This window comes from Kitasatospora griseola (assembly GCF_014648555.1).
Taxonomy (GTDB): domain Bacteria; phylum Actinomycetota; class Actinomycetes; order Streptomycetales; family Streptomycetaceae; genus Kitasatospora; species Kitasatospora griseola.
In genome coordinates, this window is record NZ_BMRI01000007.1 from 198,168 (window position 1) to 218,985 (window position 20,818).

The window sequence follows — 20,818 nt, forward strand, 5'->3', positions numbered from 1 at the left end:
CTGCGCGGCCGGGGCGAGGGAGCAGGCTGGAGTCATCGGGAAAGGAGTTTCTGATGAACCGTCTGCAGACCCGTAGTGTCGCCGAGGTGCTGGTGGAGACCCGCGGCGAGGTTTCGGCCGGCGCCCCCGACTATGCGCGGGTGAAGATCGCGGCCGTGCTGGACCGGTTGGACGAGCCGGTGCTCGGAGTCCGGGTGCGGCTGGTGCAGGAGCCCAACCACGCGATGGCCCGGCCCTCGCGCGCCCAGGCCACCGTGGACGTCAACGGGCGTCCGGTGCGGGCGCACGTCGCGGCGGCCACCATGCGCGAGGCGGTCGACCTGCTCCAGGACCGGCTGGTGTCGCGGATCGCCCGGCTGCGCCACCACCGCCGGCCGACCCGTACGCCGCTCGGCTGGGCGGACGGCCTGGACCCGGAGCACCGCCCGCAGCGCCACCACCGTGCGCCGGAGGAGCGTCGGCTGGTGCGGCACCGCAGCTACAGCGCGGCGCGGCTGGGCCCGCTGGACGCGGTGTTCGAACTGGAGGCGATGGACTACGACTTCCAGTTGTTCACGGACGCCGGGAGCGGTTGCGACAGCCTGGTCTACCGGGGTGCGGCGGGCGGCTACCGGCTGGCCTCGACCGGCCCGCTGCCGGCGCCGGTGCCGGGCCTGGTGACCAGCCGGCTGACGGTGCCCTGCCTGACGGGCGACCAGGCGCGGGCCCGACTGGACCTGAGCGGCCTGCCGTTCGTGTTCTACACCGATGCCGCGACCGGCCGCGGCAACGTCATGTACCACCGTTATGACGGGCACTACGGGCTGATCACGCCCGCCGCGTAGCGGTCGAGCCTTCGGCAGGCGTGGGGGTCTGTCCGGAGGCGGGAAGAGCTCCCGGCGGGTGTGGGGCCCGTCCGGGAGCGCGGGAAGAGGAGTCGGGGACGGTGTGGGGCCGTCCCCGACTCCCGCTTTTTGGCTCATTACCTGCCCACTGTCGGCCGATTGCCTCGACATTACGTCGACAACGAAGTATTTCGGCCAACTTCTTGCCACATGGGTGACGCGTCCCCAACAAAGCTGGCACTGTACCGTCCCATCGCCGCACAGGCCCTTGCAGACGCACGTGCACCACGACGGTGCGGCGACCCGTCGGACACCGTCCGGCCCGTTCGAACCACCAGCTCTACCGGGCGGCTCCATCCCTGCCCTCCCGGCTGACTCCGGCCGTACCCACGCGGCCGTCGCAGAAGGAGTTCCGTGTGACTCGATCCTCCCGAAAGACCGTCACCGCGACCGCGCTGATCGCCGGCGCCGCGATGATCGCGGCCGCCCTGACGTCCGGTGTCGCCGCCGCAGACACCACGGAGCAGGCCCCGGCCGAGGTCCAGGCCGTCGCCGGCGCGCTGCCGGTGGAGCTGTCGGCGGACCAGCGCGGCGAGCTGCTGGCCGTGGCGGACGCGGCCAAGGCGGAGACCGCGAAGTCGCTGGGCCTGGGATCGGAGGAGGCGCTGATCGCCAGGTCCGTGACGAAGGACGCGGACGGCAGCGTGCACACCCGCTACGAGCGCACCTACGCCGGACTGCCGGTCCTCGGCGGCGACCTGGTGGTCCACACCGCCCCCGACGGCTCGACCTCGGGCGTCACCAAGGCCACCGAGGCGGACATCGCCGTCGACACCACCGCCAAGGAGAGCGCCGACTCCGCGCGGACCTTCGCACTGGGCAGCGCCGAGGGCGCGCAGGTCGAGGAGCCGGCGGCCGACAACGCCCGCAAGGTGGTCTGGGCGGCGTCCGGCACCCCGACGCTGGCCTGGGAGACGGTCGTCACCGGCACGCAGGAGGACGGCACGCCGTCCGAGCTGCACGTCATCACCGACGCGAACACCGGCAAGAAGCTCTTCGAGTACCAGGGCATCGAGACCGGCATCGGCAACAGCCAGTACTCCGGCCAGGTCACCATCGGCACCACGGCGGCGGGCAGCGGCTTCGCGATGACCGACAACACCCGCGGCGGCCACAGCACTTACGACCTGAACGGCACCAGCGGCACCCGCACGCTGGTCACCAACCCGACGGACACCTGGGGCGACGGCACCGTCACCAACCGGCAGACCGCCGCCGTGGACGCCGCCTACGGTGCCCAGCTCACCTGGGACTACTACAAGAACGTCCACGGCCGCAACGGCATCAAGGACGACGGCGTCGGCGCCTACACCCGGGTCCACTACGGCAAGAACTACGTCAACGCGTTCTGGTCCGACAGCTGCTTCTGCATGACCTACGGCGACGGCGCGGGCAACACCCACCCGCTGACCTCGATCGACGTCGGCGCCCACGAGATGACCCACGGCGTCACCGCCGCCACCGCGAACCTGATCTACAGCGGCGAGTCCGGCGGCCTGAACGAGGCCACCTCGGACATCATGGCGTCCGCCATCGAGTTCTGGGCCGGCAACCCCCAGGACAAGGGCGACTACCTGGTCGGCGAGAAGATCGACATCTACGGCACCGGCGCCCCGCTGCGCTACATGGACAAGCCCTCCAAGGACGGCCGCTCCCGGGACGCCTGGTCCGCCGACCTCGGCTCGATCGACGTCCACTACTCCTCCGGCCCGGCCAACCACTGGTTCTACCTGGCCTCCGAGGGCAGCGGCGCCAAGACCGTCAACGGCGTGAACTACGACTCCCCGACCTCCGACGGCCTGTCGGTGACCGGGATCGGCCGGGACGCCGCCGCCAAGATCTGGTACCGGGCGCTCACCACGTACATGACGTCCTCCACCAACTACGCCGCGGCCCGCGTCGCCACCCTGAAGGCCGCCGCCGACCTGTACGGGCAGACCAGCACGACCTACCTGAACGCCGCCAACGCCTGGGCCGCCATCAACGTCGGTCCGCGCGTCGTCGACGGCATCATGCTGGACTCCGTCGCCTCCCAGCTCACCGCGGTCGATGTGCCCGCCGAACTCCAGCTCCACGCCATCAACTTCAACCCCGGTCAGCTCACCTTCCACGCGACCGGTCTCCCCGACGGCCTGAAGCTCCACCCGGTCACCGGCCTCATCACCGGCACCCCGACCACGCCGGGCACCTACACGGTCACCGTCGACGCCAAGGCCTCCCACCACAGCAACAGCATCACGACGTTCACCTGGAAGGTCGCCAGGGCCGTCGTCGAGAACACCACCCGGACGCCGATCCCGGACGCCGGCGCCGCGGTCTTCTCGGACATCGTCGTCGACCGGCTCGCCGGCCAGGCGCCGAGCGACCTCAAGGTGGTCGTGGACATCAAGCACACCTGGCGCGGTGACCTGGTCATCGACCTGGTCGGCCCGAACGGCACGGTGTACTCGCTGAAGAAGAGCAACGTCGGTGACTCGGCCGACAACGTCTTCGAGACCTACACGGTGGACGCCTCCGCCCAGCCTGCCGACGGAACCTGGCGGCTGAAGGTCCAGGACATGTACCGGGGCGACAGCGGCTACGTCGCCGGCTGGAAGCTCGTCTTCTGATCCGTCCCTGCTCCGACCGTCCCTGCGCCGAGGTCGTCCGCTCCCGGAAGCTCACTTCCGGGAGCGGACGACCTCCTGGATGTGCGGGACGGCCCGCACCAGGGTCAGCACGCCGCCGATCACCGCGGCCAGCCCGAGCAGTTCGGGCAGCAGCCACCAGCCGGTGCGCACCGTCTCGTCGAACAGCACCACGCCGAGCAGCAGGCTGACCCCGGCGTCGCCGATGGTGAGGGCGGGCTGCGAGACGGCCAGCGAGCCGGCCTGAAGGGCGTTCTCCAGCAGCAGGACGGCGGCGATCCCGGTGAGCGCGAAGCCGTAGGTCTGCCAGACCGAGAAGAACGCGCCGGGGCCGTGGTCGGCGAAGGTGCCGGTGGCGGACTTCAGCAGCGCGGCGGTCAGCGCGTTGCCGACGGCCGCCGCGCTGCCCAGCGCGCCGGCCCGGACCACCGGGGTGCGCCAGTGCCGGGCGGCGAGCACGGCGGCCGCCATCATGCCGAGGCAGCCCGCCAGCACGGGCGCCCAGCGGCTCATCGGGGCCTGGTCGGTGCCCCCGGTGGGCGCGGCACTGGCGAGGAACACGACGAGGCCGCCGACCACGGCGCCCACCCCGGCCCAGCCGGCCCGGGGCAGTCGGCGGTGCAGCAGCGGGGCGGCGATCAGCAGCGCGAACGGCAGTTCCAGCACGAACACCGGCTGCACCAGGGCGAGCGCCCCGAAGCTCAGCGCCAGCGCCTGGAACAGGGCCGCCCCGGTCACCCCCGCGATGCCGATCAGCCAGGCCGGGTCGTGCGCCAGGGTGAGCACGAACCGCAGGCCGCCGCCTCGGCCGAGCTTGGCGGCCGCCTTGCGCTGGAACGCGGTGCCGGCGGCGTTGGAGGCGGCGCTGAGCACGGCGAACAGGACGGCGAGTGCGGGCACGCCCCCATGCTCTCCCGTCCCGGTGGCACCGCCGCGCTTCCCCCGCCCCGATTGCGCCGGACGGGCAGGTCTCCCGACGGCCCGTCAGCCGCCCAGCAGCCGGGCGGCCTGTTCGCGCATCTCGACCTTGCGGATCTTGCCGGTGACGGTCATCGGGAACTCGTCGACCACGTGCACGTAGCGCGGGATCTTGAAGTGGGCGAGCCGACCGGTGCAGTATTCGCGGACCGCTTCGGCGGTGAGCGGGCGGGCGCCCTCGCGCATCCGCACCCAGGCCATCAGCTCCTCGCCGTACCGGGCGTCGGGGACGCCGATCACCTGGACGTCGAGCACGTCGGGGTGGGTGTACAGGAACTCCTCGATCTCCCGGGGGTAGAGGTTCTCGCCGCCGCGGATCACCATGTCCTTGCTGCGGCCGGTGATGCTCAGGTAGCCGTCCTCGTCCATCACGGCGAGGTCGCCGGTGTGCATCCAGCCGTCGGGGTCGATCACCTCCGCGGTCCGCTCCGGCTCGCCCCAGTAGCCGAGCATCACCGAGTAGCCGCGGGTGCAGAGTTCACCGGTGTCGCCGCGCGGCACGGTGCGGCCGGTGGCCGGGTCGACCACCTTGACCTCCAGGTGCGGTCCGACCCGGCCGACGGTGGAGACCCGGCGCTCGATCGAGTCGTCGGCGCGGGTCTGGGTGGAGACCGGGGAGGTCTCGGTCATGCCGTAGCAGATGGACACCTCGGTCATGCCCATCCGGCCGATGACGTCCTTCATCACCTCGATCGGGCAGGGCGCGCCGGCCATGATGCCGGTGCGCAGGCTGCTCAGGTCGTAGCTGTCGAAGTCCGGGTCGGCGAGTTCGGCGATGAACATGGTGGGCACGCCGTACAGCGAGGTGCAGGACTCGGCGGCGACCGCGGCCAGCGTCGCGGGGGCGTCGAACGCGGGCGCGGGGATCACCATGCAGGCGCCGTGCGAGGTGGCGGCGAGGTTGCCCATCACCATGCCGAAACAGTGGTAGAACGGCACCGGGAGGCAGATCCGGTCCTGCTCGGTGTAGCCGCACAACTCCCCGACGAAGTAACCGTTGTTGAGGATGTTGCGGTGCGAGAGGGTGGCGCCCTTGGGGAAACCGGTGGTGCCGGAGGTGTACTGGACGTTGATCGGGTCGTCGGCGGACAGCTCCTCCCCGATCCCGGCCAGCACCGCCGGATCGCCCTGCCGGCCGGTCAGCAGCAGCTCGTCCCAGTCCGGGCCGTCCAGCAGCACCACGTCCGTCAGCGCGGCGCAGCGCGGCCGGACTTCGTCGACCATGGCCGCGTAGTCGGAGCTCTTGAACTGCCGGGCGGCGACCAGCAGGCGCACGCCCGCCTGGCCCAGGACGTACTCCAACTCGTGCGAGCGGTAGGCGGGGTTGACGGTGACCAGGATCGCGCCGAGCTTGGCGGTGGCGTACTGGGTGAGCGTCCACTCGGCGCGGTTGGGCGCCCAGATGCCGACCCGGTCGCCGCGGCCGACGCCCTTGGCGCGCAGCCCGAGCGCCACCGCGTCGACGTCGGCGGCGAACCGGGCGTACGTCCAACGGCGGCCGGTGGCGCACTCGACCAGCGCCTCGCGCTCCGGGAAGGCCCGGACGGCCCGGGCCAGGTTCGCTCCGACGGTGTCGCCGAGCAGCGGGGTGCCGGTCGGGCCTGAGGAGTGGCTAGGCTGGCTCGGGGCGTGCGACACGGGGCCTCCTGGGCGCGGTGGTGCAGAACGACGAGTACCCATGCTGGCCACCGGCGGGCCCGTTGACCAGTCTCCAAGTGGGGGTGGCGCGCGCCCGCTTGACGGCGAATCAGTCCTCCGGGCGCAGGTACCGCTCCCAGATCAGCGCCTTGCGGTACGGGCCGTCCCCGTCGGCGTCGTACTGCGGCGCGTCGAAGCGCACCCAGTACGCCGACTCGCCCTCCCGGGCATGGGGGTGATCGACGGGCTCGGGCGCGGCCAGGTCGTCGACCGTGCCCTGGAACTCGACCTGCCAGGGCCCGTCCCACTCCGTGGAGCGGACGACGGTGACCCGGGCCCCGGGGAGGAGTGCGCGGGCGGGCCGGTGCCGGGCGGGCGGGCGGTCCGTGGGCTGGTCGAAGGCTGTCCGGTCCCGGGGCTGCTCCGGGTCGAGGGGTGGGTCATTGGCCATGGCGATCATCCTGCTGGCCGGGCACTCCCCGGGCCACCGGTTTTCGCCCGCTCGGGCGGAATCACCAAATCGGCGTCCCGCGGCGGGAGTTCGCTGATTTGATGGCACGAAGGGACAGCCGGGGGTTCATGGGGGGTTCGATGACTCGGGAGAGTGCGCAGGTGCGGCTGCGGCCGTCGCCGCAGTACCGGCGGCGGCGGGCGGCCGTCGCGCTGTTCGCGGCCGGCGCGTTCGTCGGCTGCGGGCTGCCGGTGCTCACGGGCGTGGCGACGCAGCCGCTGCCGATACTGGTCGACGGCGTGACGGCCGTGGTGTGGGCGGTGGTGCTGGTCCGGCAGGCGCTTCACGCCCTGGCGCCCACCACGGTGGTGGTCGATCCCGAGTTCCTCGAACTCCGCAGCGGCCTGCGGAAGGTCCGGCTGCCCTGGGACAAGGTCGACGGGGTGTGCGTGCTCCCGATGCGCGGCTTCGCGGCCGCCTACGAGGCCCCGTACTTCCGGGGCTCGCTGCTGGTGCGGACCTCGCTGGTCGACCGGGCCGGGCTGGAGGTGAGCGGCTCGCCGCGCTGGTCGGTGCCGTGGCACGGGATCCTGCTCGACCTGGCGCCGCTGGCGGTGCCGGCGGAGCGCCTCGACGAAGTGTTCGTCCCGCGGCTGTCGGACCGGTGGGGCGGGACGACCCGGCTGCCGGACGGCCCCGGCGCGGCCTCGGTGTTCGCGGCGGGCGCGCTGCTGACCTGGTCGGGCCGGGTCATGCTGCGGCTGGCCCAGCTGGTGCTGCTGCTGGTGGTCGCGGGCTCCGTACTCATCATGACCGCGCTCGACGACTACTCCCCCTTCCAACCGTTCCTGGTGGTCCTCACCCTGGCGGTGTTCGGCGCGATCGGCACCCGGCGGCTGATCCTGCGGCTGTCCCGGCCCTGCGAGTTGCGAGTGGAGAACCGGGGCGTCGTGGTGACCGTCGGCGGCTACGAGCGGGCCGTGCCGTGGTCCGAGATCGCCTCGCTGGAGATCGGGCAGCACGCCGTCTCCCGCGCCGGGCAGCAGATCCCGGTGCGGACGGTGCTCGCCCGGCTCAACCCGGGGGCGAGCCCGCCGGCGAAGCTGCCGCACTGGTCCTTCCGCGCCGACGGGCAGGCCGTCCAACTCCTGCCGCTGAACTCGCCGGTGCTCGCCCAGATGAACGGACTCGCGGTCTTCCCCGCCCAGTTGGCGAACGCGCTCGCGCCGTACCACGCGAACCTCCTGCCCGGGCACACCGTCCGGGCCGAGTCCGTCGCGGGCGCGGCCGTCACCGTCCGGGTCGGCCAGGGCCGCGACTCGGCGCACCGGAGCATCGGCGCCGCACTGCACGCCACGTCGGACGACCGGCCGCGGCGGCTGCTGATCGAACCCGGCCGGTACCGGGAGGCGGGGCCGCTGGTGCTGTCCGGCACCGTCGAACTGGTCAAGGCCCACGGCGCAGGCGAGGTGGTGATCGAGACCCCCGAGGACTCCGCCCTGGAGTGCGCGGGCCAGGTCACGCTCGACTCCCTGATGCTGGAGGGCCGCGGGGCCGTCGCCGTCGCCGTCACCGGCCACCTGGAGCTGCGCCACTGCCGGATCGACGGCCCGGCGGAGTGCGCGCTGCTCGCCTCGCAGGGCGCCGAACTCGTCCTGCGGGACAGCGAGATCATCGCGGGCCGGACCGAACTCGTCGGCGCCACCGGCACCTTGGAGCGCACCGCGTTCCGCTCCGCCCGGGGCCACGCGCTGGTGCTGAAGGACCGCGCGAAAGCCACCGTCACCGAGTGCACGGTGACGGACAGCCGGGGCCGCGGCATCGACGTCACCGCCGCGTCGACCGCGGAGATCCGCAGCTGCGAGTTCCGGGGCACCGGCGACACCGCCGTCGCCGCGGGCGACCACACCGCGGTGCAGATCCTCGCCTCCCGGATCGACGAGGTGCACGCCACCGGCATCTCCTACGACCACCAGGCGCAGGGCACCGTCCAGGCCACCAACGTCAACGGCGCCACCACCGGGCTGTACGTGGCCCGCGGCGCCGACCCCAAGGTCCGCGACTGCCAGTTCGCGGGCTGCCGGGACACCGGGGTGCTCGTCGAGGACCAGGGACGCGGGCGACTGGAGAAGTGCCGGATCGACCGGGCCGGCCGCCTGGGCATCGGCGTCGCCTCCGGCGGCGTCCCCACGGTCGACGACTGCTTCATCACCTTCGGCGCCACCGGCGTCCAGGTGCACAAGGCGCGCGGCACCTTCGCCCGGTTGGAGATCCGCGACCACTCCAACAGCGGCGTCCAGATCCAGGAGGGCTCGGCGGTGGAAATCACCGGGCTGCGCCTGGAACGCTGCAAGAACGGCGTGTTCGGACACGGCACCGGCGTGACCGTCCAGCTGAAAGGCGCCGTCATCAGCAGGGCGACCGCCTCCGGGCTGGTGCTGCAGGACAGCGCACGCGTCACCGCCGAACAGATCACCATCGAACAGCCCGGCCTGTTCGGCCTGAACTGCCGCGACGACAGCCGGCTGACCGCGCAGGGCTGCACCATCGCGAAACCGGGCGAGGCCGGGCTGCTGACCCTCGGCAACACCACCGTGGAGATCAACACCCTGGAGATCACCGGCGCCCGGGGCAAGGGCATCCGGGCGCAGGAGAACAGCCAGTTGCTCCTCACCAGGGTCCGGGTGCACGGCGCCGGGAGCGACGGCATCAGTCTGGAGGAGCACGTGTACGGCCGTCTGGAGGACTGTGAGATCACCGGCTGCACCGGCGAGGCCGTGGTCCCCAACGAACGGGTGGTGCTGGAGAACATCCGCACCGGCGACACCCCGGAGGACATCCTGCAGCCCGAGGCCGGCCCGATCGCCGAACTCCAGCGCATGATCGGCCTCGCCGAGGCCAAGCGGCAGGTCGACGTCCAGATCGACCTGCTCCGGCTGTCCCGCTGGCGCACCGACGCCGACCTCCCCCCGCCGCCGCGGGCCCACCACCTGGTCTTCTCCGGCCCGCCCGGCACCGGAAAGACCACCGTGGCCCGGCTGTACGGCCAGATCCTGGCCGGACTCGGCGCGTTGAAGAAGGGTCACCTGGTGGAGGTCGCCCGCGGCGACCTGGTCGGCGAGTACCTCGGGCACACCGCGCAGAAGACCCGTCAGGCCTTCGACCGCGCCGCCGGGGGCGTGCTGTTCATCGACGAGGCGTACAGCCTGGCGCGACGCTTCGGCTCGAACAGCGACTTCGGCCAGGAAGCCATCGACGTCCTCACCAAACTGATGGAGGACCACCGGGACGACGTCGTGGTCATCGCCGCCGGCTACACCGAGGAGATGCGGGCCTTCCTCGACTCCAACCCCGGCCTGCGCTCCCGCTTCTCCCGCATCCTCGAGTTCGAGCCGTACGACCCCGACGAACTCGCCGAGATCGTCGCCCGCGAAGCCGACCGCCACGCCTACCGCCTCGCCCCCGAGGTGATGGACCTCCTCGTCGAACGGTTCACCCGTCGCGAACTGCGCGGCGACCCCGCCAACGCCCGCGACGCCCGCACCCTGCTGGAGGAGATGGTCGAACACCAGGCCTCCCGGCTGGCCGGCGGCGACACGCCCAGCCGGGAGGACCTGGTGGTGCTGCTGGCGGACGACCTTCCCGAGGAGAGCACCTGGCTGTGAACGCCGACGAAGCCTTCGACCTCCTCGCCGCCCGCCTCGACCAGGTGGCGGCCGACCCCGACCTCGTGTCGTGGTTCGCCACCGCCGAGGCCCACGCGGCCACCGCCGTCCTCCGGGCCGCCGGGGTGCCGCCCGGCTCGGACGTCCCGCCGGAGCACGCCCTCGCCCTCGGCTTCGGCGACCTGCTCGGCTTCTGGGCCGACGACCAGCGCGACCCGTCCCTCCTCGGCGAGACGCTGCTCTGCCTGCAACTGGCCCGCCGCCACTTCCCGGAACGGGTCGCGCCGGAGTTCGCGGAGGTGCTCGCGGTGATCGACGGGGAGAGCCCGCCGACCGGGCCGAGCGTCGAACTGGCGCACGCCGCCGGGATCGCGCTGGTCATGGCGTACCAGCGCTGGCAGCACCCCGGCGCGCCCGCCGCGGCCGTCCCCCTGCTGCGCCACGCGGCGGCCGAATGCCCGCCGGACACACCGCTGCGGGGCGCCGTCCTCTCCGCACTCGGCGTGGCCCTGCTGAACGACCACTTCGACCGCACCGACCTGTCGTCGCTCGCCGAAGCCGTCCAGGCCTGCCGCGCCGCCGTCGCCGCCGTGCCGGGCGCACCCGGCGAGCAGGCCCGCCGCCACGCCAACCTGGGCACCGCCCTGCGCTTCTGGTCCGACGCCGGCCTCGCCGACGGCGCCATCCGCGAGGCCGTCTCCGAGATCCGCACCGCACTGCGCCTCTGCCCGCCGGACGATCCCCAACTCGCCACCTGCCGCGTCGAGCTGGGAGTGGCCCTCACCCAGTCCGCCGTCTTCTTCGGCGACCGCACCGCCCTCCCGGAAGCCGCCGCCGTGCTCCGCGAGGTGCTCCGCACCGCCGACCCCGCCGCCGCCGACCTCACGGACCGCGCCGGCCGCCCGGAACGGCTCTGCTACCTGGGCCTGGTGCTGATCACCCAGGCCGGGGAGGCGGCCGGGGCGACGGCGGAGACCGGATCGCCGGCCGCGGCGGAGTCCGAGCGGGCGGCCGCGCTGCGGGCCGAAGGAGTGGCGCTGTGCCGGCAGGCCGCCGAGACCGCGCCCACCGACGCCACCCGGCGGCAGTACCTGTGCAACCTGGGTCTCATCCTGCTCAGGTCCGCGGCCGTGGACGACGCCGGGGCCACGTCGCTCGCGCTGACCGCGGCGTACGAGGCGGCCGAGCTCTCGCCGGTCGGGAGTGCGCTGTTCGCCGACACTCGGGGGCTGCTCGCCCTCGCCCTGACCAGGCGCTACCTGACGGACGGGCAGCCGGCGGACCTCGCGGCGGCCGTCGCCCGGGCCACCGAGGCCTTCGAGGCCACCCCGGCGTCGATGCCGTTGCGCCGGGTCGAGCAGGGGAACACCCTGGCGAACCTGCTGGGTCTGCGGGCCGAGGCGACCGGCAGCGAGGATCCGTCGGCCGAGCCGCTCGCGCTGCTGCGGGGGCTCGTCGGGGAGTTGCCCGGGCCCTCGGTCGAACGGGCGCAGGCGCTGCGGTACTTGGCCGACTGCCTGCTCGAATCCGCGGTGCGGGACGATCGGGAGGAGCGGGCGGCCGACGCGGTGGCGCGCTACCGGGAGTGTCTCGAACTGCCGTCCCCCGGGCCGGGGTTCGAGGCGGAGGTGCGGTTCTCCCTGGGCACCGCCCGCGCCCGGCGGGTCGCGCCGGGCGACCGGGACGCCTGGCAGCGGTCCGTCGCGTCGATGACCGGGGCGATCGCCCTGCTGCCGGTCGGCGACCCGCGGCGGATCGAGCTGGAGTTCCGGCTCGGCGCCCGCTGGGTGCAGCACGCGGACGACACCCGTGACCCGGCCGCCCGGCTGGAGGGCGCCCGGGTGCTGGGCGCGGTCGTGGCGGCCGACCAGGAGTGCAGCGCCGCCGACCGGGTGCTCCACCGGACGACGCTGGGCGCGGCCGTGCTGGGCCTCGCCGAGCACGGCGGCACGGAGGAACTGGTGGCCGGGGCGGCGGGCCCGCTCGAACAGGCCCTGGAGCTGGTCCCGGCCGGCGACCCGCGGCGGCCGCACCTGGCCGTCCTGTCCGCCGGGGTGTTCTCCTCGGTCGCCTGGATGCGCTCGGACATCGCCGCCCTCGACCGGGCCTCCGACCTGCTCGCCGAGGCCCTGGCCGTGCCGGACGGAGACGATGCGGACCTGGACTCCGCGGACCGGGCGGAATTCCTGGCCGCGCTCGGCCGCAACCTCCGGCTGCGCTACCACCTCACCGGCGACCCGACGCACCTGGAGCACGCCGTCGAGCGTCTCCGTGAGGCCGTCGCCCTGACCGCACCGGAACCCGACACGGCCGCCCTCAGCGGGCTCGCCACCAGCCTCGCCAACCTGCACGGCTACCGGCCGGACCCGCGGCTGCGCACCGAGGCGATGGAGTACTGCCGCGCCGCGCTGGACCGGCTGCCGGCGGACGACCCGGAGCGCGCCTCGATCCAGGCCGACCTCGGCTACCTCGAATGGTCGGCGGCCGTCGAGTCCGGCGAGGCCGAGCGGCTGGACGGCGCCCTCGGCACGCTGAGGGCCGCCGTCGACGTCGCGCCGGACGGCCACGACAACCGCGGCCTGGCCCTCACCAACCTCGGCGTCGCCCTGCTCGACCGGGCGGGCCGGACCGGCGACCGCGCCTGGGAGCTCCAGGCCGTGGCCGTGTTCCGTGCCGCGCTGGAGCACACCGGGCCGACCTCGGCGCAGCGCCCGGTGGTGCTGAACAACCTCGCCATGGCGCTGTTCGACCTGTCGGCGACGACCGGGGAGTCCGCGCTGCGCGAGCAGGCGTTCGCGCTGCTGACGGAGGCCGCGGAACGGCGTCCGGGGATGTCCCTGGCCCGGGAGCGGGCCGCGCTCAACCTGGCCGTGCTGCGGTTCACGCAGGCCCGCTCGACGAAGGACCTGCCGGCCACCGCCGAGGCGTTCCGGCGGTTCGACCTGCTGGTCGGGGAGTTGGGCTCCCCACATCCGCTGCGTCCGCTCGCCCTCGGCCGACTCGCCGACGCCGCTCTCGGCCTCGCGGACCTGCTCCCCGAGCGTGCCGCCCGGACGGCCCTGCGGCGGGCGGCCGCCGCTGCCCGCGAGGCCCTCGCCGACGACGCGGTGAACACCGCGCCGGTCTCCGCGCAGGCCCGGCGGGCGCTGGCCCGGGCGCAGGTGCGGCGGGCCGAGTACGGCGAACGGGTCGACCTCGCCGAGGCGATCCGGCTGATCCGGCAGACGGCCGAGGACCGGGCGTTCCCGCCGCACACCCGCCTCCAGGCGGCGCGGCTGTGGGGCACCATCGCCGCGCAGGCCGGCCTGCCCGCCGAGGCCCTGAACGGTTTCAGGCACGCGGTCGCCCTGCTTCCCGGCGTGGCGCCCCGCCAGCTGGCCCGGCTCGACCAGGAGGACCGGCTGGCGTCCTCCTGGGGGGTCACCAGCGCGGCGGCGACACTGGCGATCCTGGCCGGCGACCGCGCCGGGGCGCTGACGCTGCTCGAACAGGGGCGGTGCGTGCTGCTGGCGCAGGGCCTGGAGTACCAGGGCGACCTGTCCCGGCTGCGCGAGCTCGACCCGGCCCGCGCCGCGGAGTTCGAGGCGATCCGGGACCGGCTGAGCCGCGAGCACCCCCTCGCGTCGGCGGAGGCGTCCGACACGTTCTTCGCCCAGGGCGCGGCGGGAGCGGATGCGGCCGCCCTGCGGGACGCCGAGGAACGCCACGCCATGTCCCGTCGCTGGGACCAACTCCTGGAAGAGATCCGCACGTTGCCCGACCTGGAGGACTTCCTGCGCCCGCCGACCGTCCATCAGCTGCTCTCGGTGGCGGAGCGCGGCCCCGTGGTGGTGGTCAACGTCAGCGACTACGGCGCGCACGCCCTGCTCCTGGTCGCTCCCGACGGCGGCCCGCCGCGCATCGAGGTGGTGGAGTTGCCGGACCTCACTCCCCTGCACATCACGGTGGCCCTTCAGGCCTTCACCGAGGAGTCGATCGACGCCGCGTACGGGGACCAGGGCGTGGACCGGGCCACGCAGACGATGAAGGCGCAACGCGCCACCCTGGAGTGGCTGTGGGAGGCCGTGGCCGCGCCCGTCCTGGACCGGCTCGGCCTGCGCGGGACCCCGCTGGACGGGGAGCCCTGGCCGCGGCTGTGGTGGTGCCCGACGGGCCGGCTGGCGTTCCTGCCGCTGCACGCCGCGGGCAAGGGCCAGGGCATTCCCGGCACCTGGGCGATGGACCGGGTGGTGTCCTCGTACACGCCGACGCTGCGGTCGCTGCTGCGGGCCCGCCGCAGGTCTGCCGACGCCGGTCCGCCGCGTCGTCGCCCCGCTCCGCTGGTGGTCTCGCTCGCGCAGACGCCGGGCGGCCCGCCGCTGCCGGGCGCCGGACCCGAGGCCGCGCTGGTGGCCGAGCTCTTCCCCGACGGTCTGCGGCTGGACGGCGAGCAGGCCACCGTGGAACGGGTGCGCCGGGCGCTGTACCGGCACTCCTGGGTGCACTTCAGCTGTCACGGCGTCAGCGACCCGGCCAGCCCGTCGAACAGCGGACTGGTCCTCCACGACGGCCGGCTCAGCGCCCTCGACCTGTCCGCGCGCCGCCCGGTCGACGCCGAACTCGCCTTCCTCTCCGCCTGCTCGACCTCCCAGGGCGGCCTCGACCTGCCGGACGAGGCGGTGCACCTGGCGCCGTCCTTCCAACTGGCCGGCTTCGCCCACGTCGTCGGCACGCTCTGGAGCGTCTCCGACAAGCTCGCCCGCCGCGTCACCGGGGAGTTCTACGCCGCGCTGTCGGAGGACGCCGCCGAGGGCCTGCCGTTCGACCCGTCGCTCGCCCTGCACCACGCCGTCCGATCACTGCGCGAACGCCTGCTGCCCGCACCGCACTTGTGGGCCGCGCACGTCCACATCGGGCCGTGAGCCCTTGCCGTCAGGACTCCGGTCCGCCGTTCTCCGGCTTCTCGCTCTGCGCCGTGCCCGAGGCGCCCTCGGGGCCCTGGTCGGGTTCGGCCGCTCCGTCGCCGATCCGGAAGATCCGCCGGTCGCGGAACTCGTCGATCAGGCTCTCCGGTGACGTGCCGTCATCGCTCCTGCGCTTCTTCGGGTCGTTCCGACCGCTCCGTGCCGCTGCCATCCTGCTGCTCCCTCCGTGTCGCCGGCACCGGTGCCGGCGTCCGTCCTGTCTCCGGCGGCGCCAGCAGTTCCAGCACCTCGATCTCGCTGCCCTTGACGTACACCCCGGTGGTGCCGGGCACCCGGCCGAGGAACGTCCCGTCGCGATCCAGCCGCCACTGCGACTCCAGGTAGATGTCCTGCGGCTGCGGGAACGCGGACACCGCCGACCTCGACCCGAGCCAACCGCCCACCCACAGCCCGCCCTTGAGCCGGATCCGGACGAAACAGGGGTCGCGGTCGGCGAACAGGAAGTCCCAGGCCGTCGGCGTCGGCTCGTAGTGCGCCCGCTCGCGCCGCTGTCGCACGGACGCCGCCGCCCACGCCGCACCGGCCGGCACCACCACGACCAGCAGCAGCACCGCCAGCCCGGCCCGCCGCGGGTGCCGCAGCACCGCGGCGAGCGGCCCGCCGTCGCCCTCGCCCAGCAGTCGCACCACCCAGGGGCCCGCGGCCACGGCGTACACCGCGTCCAGCAGCCCGCTGATCGCGAGCGCCCGCAGCGCACGGTTCTGCGGCTCCTGCTCGGAGGCCTGCGGCCCGCGCAGCCGGTCCGCGACGGCCTGGTAGAAGATCCCGGGCAGCATCAGCGCCACCAGGATGGCCAACTGCTCGACCGTACTCGGAAGCACCGCGCCACCCCTCCCGGCCTCTGCCGCAGCACCTCACCCTAGCCGAGTCCGCCGACAGCCCGCCTGCGGTTCAACGGAGTTGACGGTCCGTCATGATCGCTTCCGGCGGAGCGGCATGCCGCCGAGCGGGCTGTTGACCACCAGCGCCACCGACCCCTCGGCCAGCCACGCGTGCCCGGGGTGGTGGTCGATGTGCCAGTGCCCGCCGTCGTCGGCGGACGCCGTCTCCCGCAGCCCCTCCGCCAGCAACTCCCGGCCGTCCGCATCACCGAGGACCACCAGCACCCGCCGCCCGGCATCGACGCGGATCATCACCCCGGGACCGTCCGTCCCGACCACCTCGACCCCCGTCAACTCGCCTTCGCTGACGGGGAGATGCCCCTCCCCTGCCTCCAACGCCACCGCCAGGGCGGTCAGCTCCTCGGCCGTCCCGTCGACATCGACCTCGCCGTACCGGGAATCCCAGGACAGTTTCACGTCCCCGCTCCCCCGTCAGGCCAGGACCGCGCGCGTGACGGCACTGGTCAGCGGTGTGAGCCGGGCCGACAGCTTGTCGAAGTCGACGGTGCGGCCGTCGGACCACTGTGCCGTGCCGACCAGCATGCCGTGGTCGGCGACCGCGAACCCCTGAACCCGCGGGCTGTCGGCCGGGAGTCGACGCAGTCCGGAGCCGTCGGGCGGGAGCTGGGCGGCGACCTGGTACGACTCGACGTGCTCGGCCAGCACGTTCACCAGGCGGACGCCGTCCATCGGGTCCTTCATGGTGAACAGCGCCAGGTTGTACTGGTTGCCGTCGGCGTCCTTGTACAGCGCCACGTCGACCCCGAGACAGCCGTGCCCCTGGATGATCAGCCCGGCCAGGGACGGCCCCACGACGTCGGAGCCCGTGCAGTCGGGATTCGCCGCCTTCGCCACCAGCGTGTACCCCTGCACCTGCTCCGGAAAGACCGTCAGCGGTATCGCGCCACTCGGCGCCCCGGCTGCCGCCTCTGCCGGCGCCGCCGACGTCGCCGACACCGTCACGGACGGGGCGGGCGCAGCCGTGACGGCCGGCTCCCGGTCCGAGGGCCGCGTCAGGTACGCCACCCCGCCCACCGCCGCCAGCAGCACGGCGGCCGCCGGCAGCACCAGCCAACGCCCCGGCCGCCGCCGCGCCGCCGGCGGCTGTTGCTGCTGCTGCCCGGCACGTTCGGCGGCACTGGGTTCGTGCACGGCGTTGCTCTTCTCGAATTCCCTGACGAACTCTTCCCACAGGTCGTCACCGGGCTCTTTCGTGGTCACAGCCCCCAGACCTTAGTGATCGCCACTGTCATTGGGAAGTCGATTCCCCACCGCCGGACCGCCCTTCCGTTGACGCGTATCCGCCATGCCCGGAACGGGACTTGAGCACCGGATCCGGCATCCGGGAATCCGTGCCGGCCCGGATCGCGGAACACCGTCACGCGGCCGTCCGGCACAGCTGCGCGAACGAACTCATCGGCGCCCGCCAGTCCGCCACGTCCACCGGCTCGATCCGCCATCGCAGTACCGTCCCGCCCGTCCCGCCGGATTCGAGGGTCACCGGGTGGACCCGGCCGAGTTCCCGCTCGCCGTGATGGGTCATCGAGTGGTCGGCCGGGTCCCAGTCGATGCCGAGCACCCGGCAGCCGGCGACCTCGATCGCGCCGGCCGGCAGGGGGTGGTTCGCCGCGGCGCGCTGGAAGAGGTGGTAGTCGGTGTGCTTGTCGACCGCGACCGCGACGCCCTTTCGGCGCAGGCCGCCCCGCCATGCCCCGATCCCGGCCACGAGCGCCTCGGCCTCGGCCACCGGCAGGTCGCGCCGACCCCAGGGGGCGCCCTCGTACGACGCCATCCGCTGTCCGCCGAACTGTGCGTGGGCGTCGTCCGCGTGGAGCCCCCAGTAGCTGACATCGGCGAGACCATGGGTCGGTTCACCCGCCGGCCCGATCCAGGCGTCGAGCGCGACGCCGTCGCCGACGACCATCCCGCACCGGTCGACCGGGAGGTCGCCGAGCGGGATCGGGGCGTCGCCCTCCCCCGTCCACGGCACGCCGAGGTCGACCTCCAGCAGCGAGATCACCCGTTCCTCGGTGCACCAGGACAGCGCCGTCCGGGCCCGAACCCGCAACTCCCCGCCCCCCGCGGCCCGGACCGCCACCGCCTCGCACTCGTCGTCCCACAGGTACCCGCCCCCGGCGGCCGCCGCCGCCCCGGCGCGTTCGGACAGCGGCGCGCCGAGCTCCGGCCACCGATCGATCCACGACGCCATGCCGAGCACGAGCACCCCGGACGGCACCGTGACGAACCCCAGGTCAACGCATTCCTCACTCACGCGCCCGATTGCCCCGGCAGCCGCCCCGACGTCCTCCCCCAAGGCCGGCCCGCGCGGCGGGGACCGCACGGACCGACCGGGTGCGACGGGTCAGCAGCTCGGGCTGCCGATCAGCGGCGGCTCGATCCATGTGCTCTCGTTCGCCCTTGATGACACCACCCTCTACGCGAGCGGCCGACACATCCCGTTTCCAGCGCTTCGACATCGCCCCGCCCACCGCGGCCGCCCGTACCTGCGCCCGCGCCGGCGGTGGTCTCACCGCCGAGCAGTGGCGCACCTTCCTGCCCGGCATCCCCTACCGGAAGACCTGCCCCTGACCTCGTCGCGCATCTCGTCGGCTAATCTGCACGGCCATGGGTGAGCTGATAGTGATCAGGCACGGTCAGACCGAGTGGAGCCTGTCGGGGCGTCATGCCGGGCGCACCGACGTGCCGTTGACGGCGGCCGGCGAGGCGTCGGCGCGGGCGCTCGCGCCGCGACTCGCCGCCCGTCGGTTGGTCGCCGTCGTCAGCAGTCCGCTGAGTCGCGCCGTTCGGACGGCCGAGCTGGCGGGCCTGACGGGCGTCGTCCTCGACCCCGACCTCCTCGAATGGGACTACGGCGGCTACGAGGGCCTGACGGCGGATCAGATCGAGCAGACCCGGCCGGGCTGGGACCTGTGGCGGGACGGCGTCGTCCCCGGCGACGCGGCGTACCCGGGCGAGCGGCTCCAGCAGGTGGCCGACCGCACGGACGCGGCGCTGGACCGGATCCGTCCTCTGCTGGCCGAAGGCGATGTCGCCGTCGTCGCGCACGGCCACCTGGCCCGCATTCTCACCGTCCGCTGGCTCGGCCTCGACCCGTCCGCCGCCGGCCTCCTCGGCCACCCCGACCCCGGCACTCTCGCCGTCCTGGCTGTCGAACACGGCCGCCCGGTCCTCTCCGCCTGGAACGTCCCGTAGAAATCGATGGCCGCGCGGGCGGGTCGGCGGCACCATCGTGGATGTGCCCACACTGTTCCTGATGGTCGGCCTCCCGGGGGCCGGCAAGACCACCATGGCCCGTCAACTCGCCGAGCAGCACCACGCGTTGCGGCTGACACCGGACGAGTGGCTGCTCCCGCTGTTCGACCGGGCCGAGCCGGGCGACAGGCGCGACGTCCTGGAGGGGCGAATGCTCCGGCTCGCGCTGGACGCGGTCCGGGTCGGCGCCGATGTGGTGGTGGACTTCGGCTGCTGGTCGCGGAACGAGCGGTCCGCGATCCGCTGGCTGGTGGCTGCCGAAGGCGCGCAGTGCCGTCTCGTGCACCTGCCGGTGGACGCCGCCACCCAGCGCGCCCGGATCGCCCACCGCTGGGCGACCCGTCCCGACCAGACCTACCCGATGACCGAGGCCCAAGTCCGCGACGGCCGCGACCGGTTCGAGGAACCGGACCTCGCCGAACTCTCCGACGGGCCCGTCCCCGCGGTGCCCCCGGGCCACTCCGACTGGCGCGCCTGGGCCGCCGACCGCTGGCCGTCGTTCACCTGACGGCGCCCACGCCGGTCAGGTGCCGGTCAGGTGCCGGTCGGGGTCCGGGGCCAGTTGCGCAGCATCGCGGCGACGATGCGGGGCCGGGCCAGTCCGGCCGGGGAGCCGGTGAGGCTGACGGCGTTCCAGACGGCGGTCGCGACCTCGGCGTCGGTGGCCGCGGCCCGCATGGTGGCTCGGAAGGACGTGGCCAGCAGGGCGGCGAGGGCGGGGCGGGTGCCCGGGACCTGGGGCATGGACCTGTCGGCCAGGGCGGCGAACAGCCAGGAGAGTCGCAGCGATTTCGCGGCGGACCGGTAGAAGCGCCGGGGGAGATCACGGGTGCCGCCGGCGAGGCATCCGCGCAGCGCGGCGGCTTCGAGCGCGGCGACGGTCATGCCGGCGCCGTAGATCGGGTTGAGGCTGCAGATCGCGTCGCCGATGGAGATCAGGCCGTCGGGCAGGCGGCGGAGCCGGTGGAAGTCCCGGCGCAGCGAGTGGGGGTAGGCGAACGAGGCGACGTCGGTGACCGGCTCGGCGTGCCGGAGGGCCTCCCACGCGGCTTCGGTCGCCAACTCCTGTGCGAAGCGGAGGAATTCGTCCGGCGCGGTCGGCGGGTGGTCCTGGCTGCCGAATCCGTACAGGGAGAGCACCCAGATGTCGTCCTCCTGCGCGGTGAGGACCAGGCCGCGCGGGCGGGCGGGGGTCGCGCCGACGAGCAGCGCCTTGCCCCGGCCGATCGCGCCCGGGGGAAGCCGGTATCGGCGGCTCGCGTACGCCACGTCGACGCGCATCCGCTGTTCAACGGGCTTGTCGTAGCCCAGGGTTCTCAGCCAGGTCGCGCCCCGGCCGGCCCGGCCCATGGCGTCCACGACGAGGTCGGCGTCGAGGTCCTCGGCGGTGTCGGGCGCGCCCGGCCGCGCCACCCGGGCTCCCGTCACCCGGGTCCGGTCGGGCGTGGTGAGCGGGG

At 73.8% G+C, this 20,818-nt stretch carries 15 protein-coding genes and 1 pseudogene; 7 read left to right on the forward strand and 9 right to left on the reverse strand.

Annotation, left to right across the window (positions count from 1 at the left end; translation table 11 throughout):
• Positions 1 to 53: 53 nt before the first annotated feature.
• Both IEZ12_RS11905 and IEZ12_RS11910 read left to right on the forward strand, forming a co-directional pair.
• Positions 54 to 824, forward strand: a complete 771-nt coding sequence (locus tag IEZ12_RS11905) for a sigma 54 modulation/S30EA ribosomal C-terminal domain-containing protein (RefSeq protein ID WP_043907762.1) — start codon at positions 54 to 56, stop codon at positions 822 to 824.
• Between the two features lie 473 nt (positions 825 to 1,297).
• The gene (locus tag IEZ12_RS11910; protein ID WP_189272099.1) at positions 1,298 to 3,493 is read left to right on the forward strand and encodes a M4 family metallopeptidase; all 2,196 of its coding nucleotides are present in this window, start codon (positions 1,298 to 1,300) and stop codon (positions 3,491 to 3,493) included.
• Between the two features lie 51 nt (positions 3,494 to 3,544).
• Here the strand turns inward: IEZ12_RS11910 and IEZ12_RS11915 are convergent, their stop codons facing one another.
• The 3 genes from IEZ12_RS11915 to IEZ12_RS11925 form a co-directional block, all read right to left on the reverse strand.
• The gene (locus tag IEZ12_RS11915) at positions 3,545 to 4,411 is read right to left on the reverse strand and encodes a DMT family transporter (protein WP_189272006.1); all 867 of its coding nucleotides are present in this window, start codon (positions 4,409 to 4,411) and stop codon (positions 3,545 to 3,547) included.
• A gap of 84 nt (positions 4,412 to 4,495) precedes the next feature.
• Positions 4,496 to 6,169, reverse strand: a complete 1,674-nt coding sequence (locus IEZ12_RS11920) for an AMP-binding protein (RefSeq protein WP_189272007.1) — start codon at positions 6,167 to 6,169, stop codon at positions 4,496 to 4,498.
• Between the two features lie 67 nt (positions 6,170 to 6,236).
• The gene (locus IEZ12_RS11925) at positions 6,237 to 6,578 is read right to left on the reverse strand and encodes a ferrous iron transport protein A (protein WP_189272008.1); all 342 of its coding nucleotides are present in this window, start codon (positions 6,576 to 6,578) and stop codon (positions 6,237 to 6,239) included.
• A 140-nt stretch (positions 6,579 to 6,718) separates the two neighbouring features.
• On the opposite strand from IEZ12_RS11925, the gene IEZ12_RS11930 reads away from it, so the two are divergent.
• Both IEZ12_RS11930 and IEZ12_RS11935 read left to right on the forward strand, forming a co-directional pair.
• The gene (locus tag IEZ12_RS11930) at positions 6,719 to 10,243 is read left to right on the forward strand and encodes a right-handed parallel beta-helix repeat-containing protein (protein WP_189272009.1); all 3,525 of its coding nucleotides are present in this window, start codon (positions 6,719 to 6,721) and stop codon (positions 10,241 to 10,243) included.
• Positions 10,240 to 15,144 (forward strand): CHAT domain-containing protein, encoded by a 4,905-nt coding sequence (locus IEZ12_RS11935; RefSeq protein ID WP_189272010.1) that lies wholly within the window; start codon positions 10,240 to 10,242, stop codon positions 15,142 to 15,144. Before IEZ12_RS11930 ends, IEZ12_RS11935 begins: the two co-directional genes overlap by 4 nt.
• A gap of 10 nt (positions 15,145 to 15,154) precedes the next feature.
• Here the strand turns inward: IEZ12_RS11935 and IEZ12_RS11940 are convergent, their stop codons facing one another.
• From IEZ12_RS11940 to IEZ12_RS11960, 5 genes are all read right to left on the reverse strand, one after another.
• A complete protein-coding gene (locus IEZ12_RS11940; RefSeq protein WP_043907768.1) occupies positions 15,155 to 15,358 on the reverse strand; it encodes a hypothetical protein in 204 nt (67 codons plus the stop codon).
• Positions 15,306 to 16,028, reverse strand: a complete 723-nt coding sequence (locus IEZ12_RS11945) for a DUF6338 family protein (protein WP_229847454.1) — start codon at positions 16,026 to 16,028, stop codon at positions 15,306 to 15,308. The genes IEZ12_RS11940 and IEZ12_RS11945 overlap by 53 nt, the downstream gene beginning before the upstream one ends.
• 90 nt (positions 16,029 to 16,118) lie before the next feature.
• The gene (locus IEZ12_RS11950) at positions 16,119 to 16,505 is read right to left on the reverse strand and encodes an Imm32 family immunity protein (protein ID WP_189272011.1); all 387 of its coding nucleotides are present in this window, start codon (positions 16,503 to 16,505) and stop codon (positions 16,119 to 16,121) included.
• Between the two features lie 15 nt (positions 16,506 to 16,520).
• Positions 16,521 to 17,309 (reverse strand): hypothetical protein, encoded by a 789-nt coding sequence (locus IEZ12_RS11955; RefSeq protein WP_189272106.1) that lies wholly within the window; start codon positions 17,307 to 17,309, stop codon positions 16,521 to 16,523.
• Positions 17,310 to 17,466: 157 nt separating this feature from the next.
• Positions 17,467 to 18,360 carry a hypothetical protein gene (locus tag IEZ12_RS11960; RefSeq protein WP_189272012.1) on the reverse strand — a complete coding sequence of 298 codons (894 nt, stop codon included), beginning with the start codon at positions 18,358 to 18,360 and terminating at the stop codon, positions 17,467 to 17,469.
• A gap of 149 nt (positions 18,361 to 18,509) precedes the next feature.
• Here IEZ12_RS11960 and IEZ12_RS11965 point away from each other — a divergent pair, with 149 nt between their 5' ends.
• The 3 genes from IEZ12_RS11965 to IEZ12_RS11975 are packed head-to-tail and all read left to right on the forward strand — an operon-like array spanning position 18,510 to position 19,869.
• Positions 18,510 to 18,677: a hypothetical protein gene (locus IEZ12_RS11965; protein WP_189272013.1), complete on the forward strand. Its 168-nt coding sequence runs from the start codon at positions 18,510 to 18,512 to the stop codon at positions 18,675 to 18,677.
• Between the two features lie 36 nt (positions 18,678 to 18,713).
• Positions 18,714 to 19,301 (forward strand): histidine phosphatase family protein, encoded by a 588-nt coding sequence (locus tag IEZ12_RS11970; RefSeq protein ID WP_189272014.1) that lies wholly within the window; start codon positions 18,714 to 18,716, stop codon positions 19,299 to 19,301.
• 43 nt (positions 19,302 to 19,344) lie between these two features.
• Positions 19,345 to 19,869 (forward strand): P-loop nucleotide/nucleoside kinase family protein, encoded by a 525-nt coding sequence (locus IEZ12_RS11975; RefSeq protein ID WP_189272015.1) that lies wholly within the window; start codon positions 19,345 to 19,347, stop codon positions 19,867 to 19,869.
• A 26-nt stretch (positions 19,870 to 19,895) separates the two neighbouring features.
• Here the strand turns inward: IEZ12_RS11975 and IEZ12_RS11980 are convergent.
• Positions 19,896 to 20,818 (reverse strand): annotated as a pseudogene (locus tag IEZ12_RS11980) (FAD-binding monooxygenase); the annotation flags it as partial.

Coding starts and splice junctions, on each gene's coding strand:
- IEZ12_RS11910 (WP_189272099.1), top strand. CDS start 1,298: ATGATCGCGGCCGCCCTGACGTCCGGTGTCGCCGCCGCAGACACCACG.
- IEZ12_RS11905 (WP_043907762.1), top strand. CDS start 54: ATGAACCGTCTGCAGACCCGTAGTGTCGCCGAGGTGCTGGTGGAGACC.
- IEZ12_RS11965 (WP_189272013.1), top strand. CDS start 18,510: ATGACACCACCCTCTACGCGAGCGGCCGACACATCCCGTTTCCAGCGC.
- IEZ12_RS11930 (WP_189272009.1), top strand. CDS start 6,719: ATGACTCGGGAGAGTGCGCAGGTGCGGCTGCGGCCGTCGCCGCAGTAC.
- IEZ12_RS11920 (WP_189272007.1), bottom strand. CDS start 6,169: ATGGGTACTCGTCGTTCTGCACCACCGCGCCCAGGAGGCCCCGTGTCG.
- IEZ12_RS11925 (WP_189272008.1), bottom strand. CDS start 6,578: ATGGCCAATGACCCACCCCTCGACCCGGAGCAGCCCCGGGACCGGACA.
- IEZ12_RS11970 (WP_189272014.1), top strand. CDS start 18,714: ATGGGTGAGCTGATAGTGATCAGGCACGGTCAGACCGAGTGGAGCCTG.
- IEZ12_RS11940 (WP_043907768.1), bottom strand. CDS start 15,358: ATGGCAGCGGCACGGAGCGGTCGGAACGACCCGAAGAAGCGCAGGAGC.